The 12,585-nt window shown below is 62.8% G+C and carries 9 protein-coding genes; 4 read left to right on the top strand and 5 right to left on the bottom strand.

Annotated elements, in window-relative coordinates; translation table 11 throughout:
- Positions 1-70: 70 nt before the first annotated feature.
- Both JFV30_RS28075 and rep read right to left on the bottom strand, forming a co-directional pair.
- Positions 71-643 carry a xanthine phosphoribosyltransferase gene (locus JFV30_RS28075; protein WP_008439415.1) on the bottom strand — a complete coding sequence of 191 codons (573 nt, stop codon included), beginning with the start codon at positions 641-643 and terminating at the stop codon, positions 71-73.
- A 57-nt stretch (positions 644-700) separates the two neighbouring features.
- A complete protein-coding gene (rep, locus tag JFV30_RS28070) occupies positions 701-2,710 on the bottom strand; it encodes a DNA helicase Rep (RefSeq protein WP_008439414.1) in 2,010 nt (669 codons plus the stop codon).
- A gap of 267 nt (positions 2,711-2,977) precedes the next feature.
- Between rep and JFV30_RS28065 the strand changes: the two genes are divergently transcribed.
- Positions 2,978-4,648 (top strand): putative bifunctional diguanylate cyclase/phosphodiesterase, encoded by a 1,671-nt coding sequence (locus JFV30_RS28065; RefSeq protein WP_010168151.1) that lies wholly within the window; start codon positions 2,978-2,980, stop codon positions 4,646-4,648.
- A gap of 63 nt (positions 4,649-4,711) precedes the next feature.
- Here the strand turns inward: JFV30_RS28065 and JFV30_RS28060 are convergent, their stop codons facing one another.
- Entirely contained in the window at positions 4,712-6,115 is a 1,404-nt protein-coding gene (locus tag JFV30_RS28060) for a NorM family multidrug efflux MATE transporter (protein WP_201125688.1), read from the bottom strand.
- Between the two features lie 152 nt (positions 6,116-6,267).
- On the opposite strand from JFV30_RS28060, the gene JFV30_RS28055 reads away from it, so the two are divergent.
- Together JFV30_RS28055 and JFV30_RS28050 are read left to right on the top strand one after the other, a co-directional pair.
- Positions 6,268-7,188: a LysR substrate-binding domain-containing protein gene (locus tag JFV30_RS28055; protein WP_010168147.1), complete on the top strand. Its 921-nt coding sequence runs from the start codon at positions 6,268-6,270 to the stop codon at positions 7,186-7,188.
- Between the two features lie 178 nt (positions 7,189-7,366).
- On the top strand, positions 7,367-9,343 hold the full coding sequence (locus JFV30_RS28050) for a methyl-accepting chemotaxis protein (protein WP_201125687.1): 1,977 nt from the start codon (positions 7,367-7,369) through the stop codon (positions 9,341-9,343).
- A gap of 117 nt (positions 9,344-9,460) precedes the next feature.
- On the opposite strand, the gene JFV30_RS28045 is transcribed toward JFV30_RS28050, so the two are convergent.
- On the bottom strand, positions 9,461-10,384 hold the full coding sequence (locus JFV30_RS28045) for an ABC transporter six-transmembrane domain-containing protein (RefSeq protein ID WP_201125686.1): 924 nt from the start codon (positions 10,382-10,384) through the stop codon (positions 9,461-9,463).
- A 114-nt stretch (positions 10,385-10,498) separates the two neighbouring features.
- On the opposite strand from JFV30_RS28045, the gene JFV30_RS28040 reads away from it, so the two are divergent.
- Positions 10,499-11,083 carry a TetR/AcrR family transcriptional regulator gene (locus tag JFV30_RS28040; protein WP_201125685.1) on the top strand — a complete coding sequence of 195 codons (585 nt, stop codon included), beginning with the start codon at positions 10,499-10,501 and terminating at the stop codon, positions 11,081-11,083.
- Here the strand turns inward: JFV30_RS28040 and JFV30_RS28035 are convergent.
- Positions 11,070-12,566 (bottom strand): YifB family Mg chelatase-like AAA ATPase, encoded by a 1,497-nt coding sequence (locus tag JFV30_RS28035; protein ID WP_201125684.1) that lies wholly within the window; start codon positions 12,564-12,566, stop codon positions 11,070-11,072. The genes JFV30_RS28040 and JFV30_RS28035 overlap by 14 nt on opposite strands.
- Positions 12,567-12,585: the final 19 nt, after the last annotated feature.

The following is a 12,585-nucleotide window of genomic DNA, read 5'->3' as shown; positions in this document are numbered from 1 at the left end:
GCCTTTGTGGTGAGCGGGCTTGCCCCGCGCGAGGCAAGCTCGCTCACCACAAAAAGTCGGCGAGTGCGGGTTACTCGATGAAGGTCACCACGCCACCCGCCAACGACTGCACCCGCGCCAGCGACTCAACCCGGTAACCCTGCGCATCCAGCTCCGCACGGCCGCCCTGGAACGACTTCTCGATCACGATCCCCAAGCCGGCAACGGTCGCGCCGGCCTGTTTGATGATCGAGATCAGCGCCTGGGACGCCTTACCATTGGCCAGGAAGTCATCGATGATCAGCACGCGGTCGCTGCTGGTCAGGTGGCGCGGGGAAATGGCCACGGTGCTTTCGGTTTTCTTGGTGAAGGAATACACCGTCGCCGACAGCAGGTTTTCGGTCAGGGTCAGGGACTGCTGCTTGCGCGCGAAAATCACCGGCACGCCCAGGTTCAGGCCGGTCATGATCGCCGGCGCAATGCCCGAGGCTTCGATGGTGACGATCTTGGTGATCCCCGAATCCTTGAACAACGCAGCGAATTCGTCACCGATCAGTTTCATCAGCGCCGGGTCGATCTGGTGGTTCAGAAAGGCGTCGACCTTGAGTACCTGATCGGAAAGCACGATGCCTTCTTCGCGAATTTTCTTGTGCAGTGCTTCCACGAAAGCTTCCTCTGTTGGCGCAACACGCGCCGAAAGTAGATTAAAAAGTAGTCGATTCTAGCGCTTTAACATCGCGCGTATATCCGCCAGGGCGGTGTTGCCGCGAACGGCTTTGACTTCGGTCGGTGTGTCGTCGTTGCCTTCCCACGCCAGGTCGTCCGGCGGCAGTTCGTCGAGGAACCGGCTCGGGGCACAATCGATGATCTCGCCGTACTGCTTGCGCTTGGCGGCAAAGGTAAAGGCCAGTGTCTGACGCGCGCGGGTAATGCCCACGTAGGCCAGGCGCCGTTCTTCCTCGATGGTGTCGGCTTCGATGCTGGAGCGGTGCGGGAGGATTTCCTCTTCCATGCCCATGATGAACACGTAGGGGAATTCCAGGCCCTTGGACGCGTGCAAGGTCATCATCTGCACGCCCTCGGCACCGTCTTCTTCTTCCTGCTGGCGTTCAAGCATGTCCCGCAGGACCAGCTTGCCGATGGCGTCTTCGACGGTCATCTCGCCTTCTTCGTCCTTCTCCAGGGTGTTTTTCAACGCCTCGATCAGGAACCACACGTTGCCCATGCGGTAATCGGCGGCCTTGTCGCTGGAGCTGTTGGTGCGCAGCCAGTTCTCGTAGTCGATGTCCATGACCATGCTGCGCAGGGCGCTGATCGGGTCTTCGCCGGCGCACTGCTCGCGCACCTTGTCCATGAAGCGCTTGAAGCGCGCCAGGCGATCGGTGAAACGGGTGTCCAGGTGCTCGCCCAGGCCGATTTCGTCGGTGGCGGCGTACATCGAGATCTTACGTTCGGTGGCGTAGTTGCCGAGCTTTTCCAGGGTGGTCGAACCGATTTCCCGGCGTGGGACGTTGATCACCCGCAGGAAGGCGTTGTCGTCGTCCGGGTTCACGATCAGCCGGAAGTAGGCCATCAGGTCTTTCACTTCCTGGCGTCCGAAGAAGCTGTTGCCGCCCGACAGACGATAGGGAATCTGGTGGTGCTGCAGCTTCAGCTCGATCAGCTTGGCCTGGTAGTTGCCGCGGTACAGGATCGCAAAGTCGCTGTAGGGCCGGTCGGTGCGCAGGTGCAGCGTGAGCAGTTCGACGGCCACGCGCTCGGCTTCGGCGTCTTCGTTGCGGCAGCGAATCACGCGGATCTCGTCGCCGTGGCCCATCTCGCTCCACAGTTGTTTTTCAAACTCGTGGGGGTTGTTGGAGATCAGCACGTTGGCACACCGCAGGATGCGGCTGGTGGAGCGGTAGTTCTGCTCCAGCATCACCACTTTCAGGGACGGGTAATCGTCCTTGAGCAGCATCAGGTTTTCCGGGCGGGCGCCGCGCCAGGCGTAGATCGACTGGTCATCGTCGCCGACCACGGTGAACTGGTTGCGCTTGCCGATCAGCAGCTTCACCAGCAGATATTGGCTGGCGTTGGTGTCCTGGTATTCGTCCACCAGCAGGTAGCGGACCTTGTTCTGCCACTTTTCGAGGATGTCGGCGTGTTCCTGGAACAGCTTTACCGGCAGCAGGATCAGGTCGTCGAAGTCCACCGCGTTGAACGCCTTGAGCGTGCGCTGGTAGTGGGTGTAGACGATGGCGGCAGTCTGTTCCTTGGGGTTGCGCGCGGCTTCCAGGGCTTCGGCGGGCAGGATCAGGTCGTTTTTCCACGAGCCGATCATGTTCTTGATCTCGTCGACGCCGTCGTCGCCCGCGTATTCCTTCTGCATGATGTCGGTCATCAGCGCCTTGACGTCAGTTTCGTCAAAGATCGAGAAGCCCGGCTTGTAGCCCAGACGCACATGCTCCTTTCGGATGATGTTTAGCCCCAGGTTGTGGAAGGTACACACGGTGAGGCCACGGCCTTCGCCACCCTTGAGCAGGGTGCCGACGCGCTCTTTCATTTCCCGCGCCGCCTTGTTGGTAAAGGTCATGGCGACGATGTACTGGGCACGGATGCCGCAGCTCTGGATCAGGTGCGCGATCTTGCGGGTGATCACGCTGGTCTTGCCGGAACCGGCACCGGCGAGCACCAATAGAGGGCCGCCGACGTAGTTCACGGCTTCTTGCTGCCGGGGATTGAGTCGGGACATACGAAATTCAGGAGGTCATTGATCAAAAGGGCGGGCATTTTAACAGGCTGGCAAGATTCTGCTGCCTCTGAACGACAGTGTGACGTACCACTCGATCTAAATTTGCCGGTTTTGTTACTTTGCCGCAGGATGTGCAGGGTATTTAGGACTATTGTTCGGTCTAGAGCTGCACAGTGCGCATTTGATAACCCATATCATTGGTCATTATCGGGGCGCACGTCATAATGCCCGCCGCCAACGAAATTTTGCAGAGTCTAGGGAGCTAGCTTGTCTACGCCTGTCGAACCCTTGCGTTTGCTGCTACTGGCCGATGAGCCAGCGTGGGCAGCGTTATTGCGCGAGTGCCTGGCGCCGATGGGCGATGGGGCTGTGCTGATCAGCGCACCAAACTGGGAGTCTGTGAGCAATCTGTTCGACGACGATCACAGTGCAGTGTTACTGACCACGGCCAACCTTCAGCCCGGCCCCGGTCGTTGCAGCTTGCCAACGGTACTGTTGTTGGAAGAGGAACCTCTGGTTTCGCCCCTCGGCGTCAGTGACTGGCTGATCCTGAATGCATTGGATGTCGATACATTGCGCCGTTGCCTGCGGCATGTGCGCGAGCGCGGTGTGCTGGAAAATACCCTGCAACGCCTGGCCGAGCAGGACCCGCTGACCGGCATCGCCAACCGCCAGGGTTTCCAGACCTTGCTGACCGCCCGCCTGGCGGAAAATGAAGGCCGTGGCGTCGCCCTCGGTCACCTCGACCTCGACAACTTTCGCCACGCCAACGACGCCCTCGGCCATCAGGCCGGCGACCGGCTGATCCTGCAAGTGGTCTCGCGGCTCAAGAGCCAGCTGGAGGCCGGCGATCAACTGGCGCGCCTGGGCAGCGATGAATTCGCCCTGCTGATCGACACCCGCCGTGCGCCCCAGCGCGCCGAATGGATGGCCGAGCGCATCATCGAAGCCATGGCCGAGCCGTATTGGGTGGATGGCGAAAGCCTGCTGATCGGCTGCAGCCTCGGTGTGGCCCATGCCCGCGCCAAGGCCGGCGCCGACCCGCTGATGTGGCACGCCCACATCGCCATGCAGCAAGCCAAGAGCACCCAGGGCTGCACCTTTCATATCTTCAACGAACGCATCAACCGCAACGCCCGCAGCCTCGCCGACCTCGAAAGCGAACTGCGCCGGGCGTTGCGCCGTGACGAGCTGGAACTGCATTACCAACCCCGCCTGGACCTCGACGACGGGCATATCGTCGGCCTCGAAGCGCTGGTGCGCTGGCGCCACGGTGAGCGCGGCCTGCTGCCGCCGAGCGAGTTCGTGCCGCTGGCCGAGCAAAGCGGCCTGATCGTGCCGCTGGGTTACTGGGTGATCTCCCGGGCCCTGCGCGACATGCAAGACCTGCGCGAACGCGGGATTGCGCCGTTGCACATGGCGGTCAACCTGTCGTTCCGCCAGTTCCAGGACAGCCAATTGCTCAGCACCCTCAGCCGGCTGATTGCCGAGCGTGGCGTGGAGGCCCAGTGGCTGGAGTTTGAGCTGACGGAAACCGCCGTGATGCGCCGCAGTGACCTGGTCAAGCAGACCATGGACGCCCTCGGCCGGCTGGGCGTGCGCTTTTCCCTGGATGACTTTGGCACTGGTTTTTCGTCGTTCGTGCACCTCAACAGCCTGCCGATTGCCTTGCTCAAGATCGACAAGAGCTTTGTCGGCGGCATGGAAGAGCGCGAAGAGAACCGCAAGCTGGTCCACGCCATGATCAACCTGGCCCACAACCTGAATCTGGAAGTGGTGGCCGAGGGTGTGGAAACGGCAGAACAACTGGCGTTGCTGCGGTTGTTCGGCTGCGACCAGGCCCAGGGTTACCTGATCAGCAAGCCGCTACCGTTGGCGGAACTGGTGGACTACCTGACGTTTGGTGACAGCCAGGAGTTGGTGGGCGGCGTGATCTAATGCTGTGAACCCGATCAAAAATGTGGGAGCGGGCTTGCTCCCACAGTTGACCGAGTACAGTCGTTACTCAGGCTGTGCGGCTTGAAACCCGCGGTGGGTTTCAGGCTCCTGGCGAATCATCCGCTTCATCTTCCGTTCAAACGCCCAGGTCAGGCTCACAGCCGCGCACGCCAGGCCCAAGGCCAGGCCCCACCACACGCCCGTCGGCCCCCAGCCGAGGTTAAATGCCATCAGCCACGCGGCCGGTGCGCCGATCAGCCAGTAGCAACCCAGCCCGACGAGGAACGTGGTCTTGGCATCCTTGAGCCCGCGAATGCAGCCCATGGCGATGGTCTGCACACCGTCGAACAGCTCAAACCACGCGGCCACGGCCAGCAGGCTGACGGCGAGGTTGATCACATCGCGAAAGGCCGGGTCGTTCTGGTCGAGGAACAGGCTGATCAGTTGTTGCGAGAACAGCCACAGCACTGCTGCAAAGCCCAGCATCACCAGCGCGCCAAAGCCGATACCGACCCGCCCGGCGAGCCGCGCTTCCAGCAACTGCCCGGCACCGTAATGCTGGCCGATGCGCATGGTGATTGCGTAGGACATGCCTGCCGGCACCATGAACGCCACCGACACAATCTGCAGGGCAATCTGGTGTGCAGCCAATTGCGTGCTGCCCATGGTGCCCATGCACAGCGCCGCGAAGGCAAACAGCCCGACTTCCACCGCGTAGGTGCCGCCAATCGGCAGGCCCAGGCACCACAGTTCCCGCAGGTAATGCAGGTTGGGCCGCAGCAGGCCCTTGCGCAGCGGATAAGCGTCGTAGGCGCGGTTGTATTTGATGTACCAGATCAGCGCCAGGGCCATGCAGTTGGCAACGATGGCCGTGACCAGGCCAATGCCCACCAGCCCGAGTTTCGGCAGGCCGAACATGCCTTCGATCAAGGCATGGTTGAGCAGGTAGTTGATCACCGTGCCGCCCAGGCTGATGACCATCACCGGCGTGGCCTTGCCGATGGCGCTGGTGAAGCCGCGCAACGCCATGAACGTCAGGTAGCCGGGCAGGGCGAATGGCAGGATGGTCAGGAACTGGCCGGCGGACGCGACGTTGGTTTCGGTCTGGCCGAACATCAGCAGCACTGGCTTGAGGTTCCACAGCAGCAAGCCGGCCACCAGCGCCATCAACCAGGCCAGCCACAATCCGGCCTGGGTCAGCCGGGTGGCGCCTTCAATGTCGCCCGCGCCCTGGCGGATGGCGACCAGCGTGCCCACGGCCGCGATCACGCCGATGCAGAAAATCGACACGAACGAGTAGCTCGCCGCGCCCAGGCCGCCGCCGGCCAGGGCCTCGGGACTCAGGCGGGCCATCATCAGGGTGTCGGTCAGCACCATCAGCATGTGGGCCAACTGTGAGGCAATCAACGGCCCTGACAGCCGCAGAATGGCCCAGAGTTCGGTACGCGCCGGATGCTGCATGATCATCACGCTCAAAAAGTCAGGTAAGAGTGGAAGGGTTGATTCTCGGCGCTCTCAGCGCATTGCACAAAGGGATAAATCCGATGGTTCGCATGATTAAAACTCATGCCTGAATGATTCTGGTAGGGTTTCGATATTGCGCCGTCGGAGCTTTCCCCATGTCTCGTCGTCTCCCTCCTCTTTACGCGTTACGCGCCTTTGAAGCGGCGTCCCGTTACAACTCGTTCACCCGGGCGGCGGAGGAGTTGTCGATCACCCAAAGTGCGGTGAGCCGACACATTCGTACCCTGGAGGAACATTTCGCCTGCCGCCTGTTCCAGCGCAGCGGCCGTACCTTGCAACTCACCGAGGCCGCGCGCCTGCTGCTGCCGGGCGTGCGCGAAGGCTTTGCGGCCCTGGAACGCGCCTGCCATACGTTGAACGCGGAGGACGACATCCTGCGCATGAAGGCACCGTCCACCCTGACCATGCGCTGGCTGCTGGCGCGCCTCAGTCGCTTCCGGCACTTGCAGCCGGGCAATGAAGTGCAACTGACCAGCGCCTGGATGAGCGTCGATGAGGTGGACTTCAACCAGGAGCCGTTTGATTGCGCCGTGTTGCTGAGCAATGGCCATTTCCCGCCGGACTGGGAGGCCAGCTACCTGTTTCCTGAACTGCTGATTCCGGTGGGCGCGCCGAACCTGTTGAGCGACGGGCCCTGGGATGTCACGCGGCTGGCCACTGCCGAATTGCTGCACCCGACGCCCGACCGGCGCGACTGGCGCTACTGGCTGGAGCGCATGGGGCTGTCATCCCAGGTGTCGCTCAAGGGCGGGCAGGTTTTTGACACCCTGGAGTTGGGCATGATCGCCGCCGCCCGGGGTTATGGCGTGTCCATGGGTGACTTGCTGATGGTGGCCGAAGACGTCGCCCAGGGCCGCTTGAGTTTGCCGTGGCCCACCGCCGTGGCCAGCGGGGAAAATTACTATTTGGTGTGGCCGAAAACCCGGCCCGGTGGCGAGCGTTTGCGACGGTTGGCGGACTTTCTGCAAGGCGAGGTCCAAGCGATGGAATTGCCCCGGGTGGAGCGCCTCGATTGAGCTGATTGTGCGCCTGGGAGCAATCGTTTGCGTGATACCCCTGCGAATTGCTCAAGTATTGAGCTTGCCCGCCGAAGTAGGGTTGTTGGAACCACCGTTCTACAACGTTTCCCCTATTAGAATTTTGCCGAGCAGCGCTAAGAGATCAGGATGATCCTGGCCTCGGCCAGGAGCCTTCATGTCTCAACCTCGCGCCCGGATCGCCTCCCAACTGGGTCTTGCACTCGCCGTGATACTGGCTGTCGTCATCAGCGGCAGCACGGTGTTCGCCTTGCGTTCGCTGGACTCCGCCAACCTCGACACCCGCGAGGAACACCTGGCCAGCGAGGCCCGGTTGCTGGCTGACCAACTCAATACGTTCCACAGCACCTTGCGCGAAAGTACCCAGCGTTTGAGCGGGCTGTTTGAAAAGCGCTTCAGCGCGGGCCTGAGTGTGCGTCCAGGGCAACCGGTGACGGTGGCGGGCGTACAGACCCCGGGCCTGTACCTGGGCGAGGAAGTGCTGAACAACAACTTCGCTGAAGTCGACGAGTTCAAGCAGATGTCCGGCGGCGTGGCGACCTTGTTCGTACGCAGTGGCGAGGACTTTATCCGCGTCAGCACCTCCCTGACCAAACAGGACGGCAGCCGCGCCATCGGCACGGCGCTGGATCACCAGCACCCGGCCTATCAACGCTTGCTTGGCGGGCAGGGTTACGTTGGCCGTGCGGTGTTGTTCGATCGCTCCTACATGACCCAATACAGCCCGGTGCGGGACGCCAGCGGCAAAGTGATTGCGGTGCTGTTCGTCGGTTTCGATTACACCGATGCGCAGAACGCCCAGTTCGAGAACCTCAAGCGCTTCCGCATCGGGCAGACCGGTTCCCTGGCGTTGCTGGATGAACAGAAGCACTGGCTGGTGCCGCCGGCGGGCGTGCAGGCGCTGGATCAGGCGATTCCGGTGATGCTCGATTTGGCCGCCAAACCTGGCAAGGGCCGCTTCTGGAGCGACAAGAACGAAGACTTCTACAGCGTCGCAGTGCCGTTTGAAGGCGGCCCGTGGTCGGTGGTGGCGAGCATGCCGAAAGCCGAAATTCGTGCGGTGACCTGGTCGGTGGGTATTCGCCTGGTGATCGGCAGCGTGCTGGCGATGTTGCTGGCGGTAGGCGCGGCGGTCTGGTTGCTGCGCAGCAAGTTGCAGCCATTGGGCGACCTGGTGCGTCAGGCCGAAGCCCTGGGCGCGGGCGATTTGAGTGCGCGGCTGAACGTTTCCAGCCATGACGAGATTGGCCAGTTGGCTCGCAGTTTCAACCAGATGGGCGAAGCGCTGTCGACCATGGTGTCGCACATCCGCAAGGCGGCTGAAGACGTAAACAGTCGTGCCCAGGCGTTGTCGGGGTTGTCTGGCGGTGCCTACGAAGGCATGGAGCAACAGTCCGGAGAAATCACCAGCATGGCCGGCGCGGTGGAAGAGTTCAGCGCCACCTCGCTGAACATCGCCGACAACATGGGCAACACCGAGCGCCTGGCCCAGGACAACGCCCAGCAGACCAAGATCGGCCGCACCTCGATGCAAGAGGCGTCATCGTCCCTGGAACACATCGCCACCGCGCTGAACAGCACGGCCACAGTGATCAACACCCTGGGCCAGCGCTCCCAGGAAATCGGCGGGATTGTCGGGGTGATCACCGCGATTGCCGAACAGACCAACCTGCTGGCGCTCAACGCTGCCATCGAAGCGGCGCGGGCCGGTGAGCAGGGGCGCGGGTTTGCGGTGGTCGCTGATGAAGTGCGCAACCTTGCGTCGCGCACGCGTCAGGCCACGGACGAGATTTCCGGGATGATTCAGAGCATCCAGCAGGAAACCGGCAACGCCATCAGCACCATGGAGCAAGGCAACGTGCTGATGCAGGAAGGCCTGGCGCGCAATGCTGACGTGGCATCGGCGCTGGCGCGGATCGACGAGCAAAGCCGCTCGGCCGGCCAGCAGTTTGCGGCGATCACCACCGCGACCCAGGAGCAGAGCAGCACGGCGACCCTGCTGAGCAGCAACTTGCAAAGCATTGCCCTGGCCAACAGCGAGCAGCGTGAAGTGGTGTCGAACCTGGCGATCACCGCCAAGGAACTGGAGACCCTGGCGGCGGGCTTGCGGCATGAGGTTGACCGGTTTCGTTGATTGACTGTTCGGGCCCTATCGCGGGCAAGCCCGCTCCCACAGTTGACCGTGCTGTTCTGGAGTACGCGGTCCACTGTGGGAGCCGGGCTTGCCCGCGATGACGGCCGACCCGACGCCTCAAACGTCGGATCGGTCGCCCAATCCCGGGTCCACACGCTTGCCAATGTCCTTGAGCCGCGCCAGTTGATCGACCATCCCTGGCGCTTCATCCAGGCTGCTGACAAAGGTCCACAGGTAAGTCATCACCGCATACACGTGGCCGGCCTTGACCGCCGGCGACAGCGCCAATTGGCTGATGGCGACCACAAACAGCAGCGCCGCCAGCGTGCCGATAAACAGGAACGCTGCGGCCTCGCGGTCCGACAGCCAGATGCGCAGGCGTGACAGCACCTGGTAGTGGCGCTGCAAGGTCTGCGCGCCGACCTTTTCCACCAGGCCGATTTCCTTTTCCAGGCGGTCATTCAGGCGCTCATGCAGCGCCTGATTGCGCCGGGCAAAGCGTGGCAGCAGGGTGGTGCACAGCACCAGCGCGGTCAGGCACGCCAGGCCGATCCACGGCTCAATCACCAACAACATCACTGCCGCACCGACGATCGACACCAGCGCCGTCGCGATGATCGGCACGTGCTTTTCGAAGAAGTCGACAAAGTCCCGCGCCAACACCACCCGTGCCGCCGCCCGGGAGGTGCTGTGGTTTTGCAGGCGCTGGTTGAGAATCACCGGCACCGCGAGGTCCGCGTAAATGCGGGTAAACGTGCGCGTATCCAGCGCCCGCCGCGCCGCGCCGACCACCCAGAACGCCAGCACCACGGCGGCGTAGAACAGCGCGCTGCCAGCGTCGCCGCGGATGATCGAGTCCACCGCAAACCCGGCAAACAGTGGGTAGGCCAGCAGCAATGCGTTCTCCAGCGCCACCAGCGACAAGGTGCAGAACAGCTTGCCGGGATAAGCCTTGGCGATCGCCTTGAGCGTTTGGCTGGCAGATTGTTGCCCGATCTTTTTGCTTTCTTCGATCAGGATCTGGGGTGTTACGGATGACATGGGGTGCACCGAGAGTGAGATAAACGCTATTATTGAGCGACTGCTCAAGTATCCTTGAGCGACCGCTCAAAAAGCAAGCGCCGTCGATCTGCCGGTGCCTGAAGGAAAAGCCTCATGTCGCGTATCGACCGTAAAGACCAGATCATCGCCGCCGCCCTGGAGCTGTTTCGCAGCAAGGGCTTCGCCGATGTTTCCACCCGCGACCTGGCGGAGCATGCCGGGCTGTCCCGCAGCCACGTCTATCACTACTTCAGCGACTGGAAAGACCTGCGCCGCGAAGCGTTTGTGCGATTCGCCAACGAGCAACTGGACGAGGTGCGGGCGCCACTGGACGGCCTGCCACCGCTGCAAGCCCTCGAAGGTTTCCTGCGTGACTGCCTGCCCTCCACAGCAGAGGCCGGGTGGGCGTTGTGGCTGGATGCCTGGGACGAAGCCATGCACGACGAGCCACTGGCCCAGGCTTACCTGGTGATCAACGCCCAGTGGCAAGCCATGCTCGCGCAGATCATCGAGCAAGGTGTGGCGGCCAAGGTGTTTCGCTGTGAGTCGCCCAAACGCGCGGCGCGACAGCTTTTCGCCGTGGCCATGGGATATGCCGATGACTTGATGCTCAAGCCCTCCGTTGAGTCGGCTGAAGCGGTGATGGATGAGGTGATGGAAGTGGCGGCCTTGCTCCTGGCGTTGCCTAAGAAACGCTAGCGGGCCGGTATTGCAAGGCTTCCGCCAGATGATGGCGGGCTATGGCCTCCACCTGTTCCAGGTCGGCCAGGGTACGGGCAACCTTGAGCAAGCGATGAGCCGCCCGCAGCGACAGCGTCAGCCGTTCGCACGCGCTCTCCAGCCAGCCTTCATCAGCCTTTTTCAGTTTGCAGTGCTGGCGTAGCCCCGGCAGGTCGAGAAAGGCGTTGGCGCAGCCCTGGCGCCGTTGCTGGCGCTCCCGGGCCTCGGCGACGAGCACGGACGCGCTGGCGGTGTCATCGCCGGACTGTGTGCCCGGGTTCAGCGCGGTGCTTTCCCGGGCGACGGTCACGTGCAAGTCAATCCGGTCCAGCAGCGGCCCCGAGAGTTTGTTGCGATAGCGCTGGATCTGCTCCGGCGTGCAGCGACAACGTCCGCTCGGCTCGCCCACGTAGCCGCAAGGGCAGGGGTTCATCGCCGCTACCAACTGAAAGCGCGCCGGGAAACTCACCCGGTCGCGGGCGCGGGAAATCACGATATGCCCGGATTCCAGTGGTTCACGCAGCACTTCCAAAACCTTGCGATCAAACTCCGGCAGCTCATCCAGAAACAGCACGCCGTGATGAGCCAGGGTGATTTCCCCCGGCTGCGGTTTCGAGCCTCCGCCCACCAGCGCCGGGCCGGATGCCGAATGGTGCGGCTGACGAAACGGCCGGTGCGGCCAATGGCTCAGCGGCGCCAGGCTGACCACCGACTGAATCGCCGCCACCTCCAGCGCTTCCTGTTCGCTCAAGGGCGGCAACAACCCCGGCAGACGGCTGGCGAGCAAGGTCTTGCCGGTGCCCGGCGGCCCGCTGAGCAACAGGTTGTGGGCGCCCGCCGCAGCGATCAACAGCGCACGCTTGGCCGCCAGTTGGCCCTGCACTTCACTCAGGTCGGGGTAGGGTTTGTTCAAATACATCAGGCCACTGGAAACAAAGGGCTCGATCGGCACGTGACCGTTCAGGTGCGCTACCACTTGCAGCAGATGGTCCACGGCAATCACCTTCAACCCCGAGGCAAGGCAGGCTTCCTCGGCATTGGCCCGGGGCACGATCAAGGTGCGCCCGGCCTTGCGCGCCGCCAGGGCTGCCGGCAACACACCTTTCACCGCCCGCACCTCGCCGGACAGCGCCAGCTCGCCCAGGCATTCCACGTTATGGAGGGTCAGCGTCGGCACCTGCACGCTGGCGGCGAGAATCCCCAGGGCAATCGCCAAATCAAAACGCCCGCCGTCCTTGGGCAGGTCGGCGGGCGCGAGGTTGAGGGTGATGCGGCGGGACGGGTATTGCAGCGCAGAATTGAGAATGGCGCTGCGCACGCGGTCCTTGCTTTCCTTGACCGCGGTTTCCGGCAGGCCCACCAGCGTCAGCGATGGCAAGCCGTTGGCCATGTGCACCTCGACAGTGACGGCGGGGGCTTCGACGCCAATCTGGGCGCGGCTGTGGACGATGGCGAGGGACATGCTCGATCCTTGAAATGGG

The organism is Pseudomonas sp. TH32 (assembly GCF_016650855.1).
GTDB lineage: Bacteria > Pseudomonadota > Gammaproteobacteria > Pseudomonadales > Pseudomonadaceae > Aquipseudomonas.
Note: the sequence above shows the minus strand (reverse complement) of the source record. Positions and strands in the feature narration are given on the sequence as shown.

Excerpts from the sequence above, each read along its gene's own strand:
- rep (WP_008439414.1), bottom strand. The coding sequence starts at position 2,710 with ATGTCCCGACTCAATCCCCGGCAGCAAGAAGCCGTGAACTACGTCGGC.
- JFV30_RS28060 (WP_201125688.1), bottom strand. The coding sequence starts at position 6,115 with ATGATCATGCAGCATCCGGCGCGTACCGAACTCTGGGCCATTCTGCGG.
- JFV30_RS28055 (WP_010168147.1), top strand. The coding sequence starts at position 6,268 with ATGTCTCGTCGTCTCCCTCCTCTTTACGCGTTACGCGCCTTTGAAGCG.
- JFV30_RS28050 (WP_201125687.1), top strand. The coding sequence starts at position 7,367 with ATGTCTCAACCTCGCGCCCGGATCGCCTCCCAACTGGGTCTTGCACTC.
- JFV30_RS28045 (WP_201125686.1), bottom strand. The coding sequence starts at position 10,384 with ATGTCATCCGTAACACCCCAGATCCTGATCGAAGAAAGCAAAAAGATC.
- JFV30_RS28040 (WP_201125685.1), top strand. The coding sequence starts at position 10,499 with ATGTCGCGTATCGACCGTAAAGACCAGATCATCGCCGCCGCCCTGGAG.
- JFV30_RS28035 (WP_201125684.1), bottom strand. The coding sequence starts at position 12,566 with ATGTCCCTCGCCATCGTCCACAGCCGCGCCCAGATTGGCGTCGAAGCC.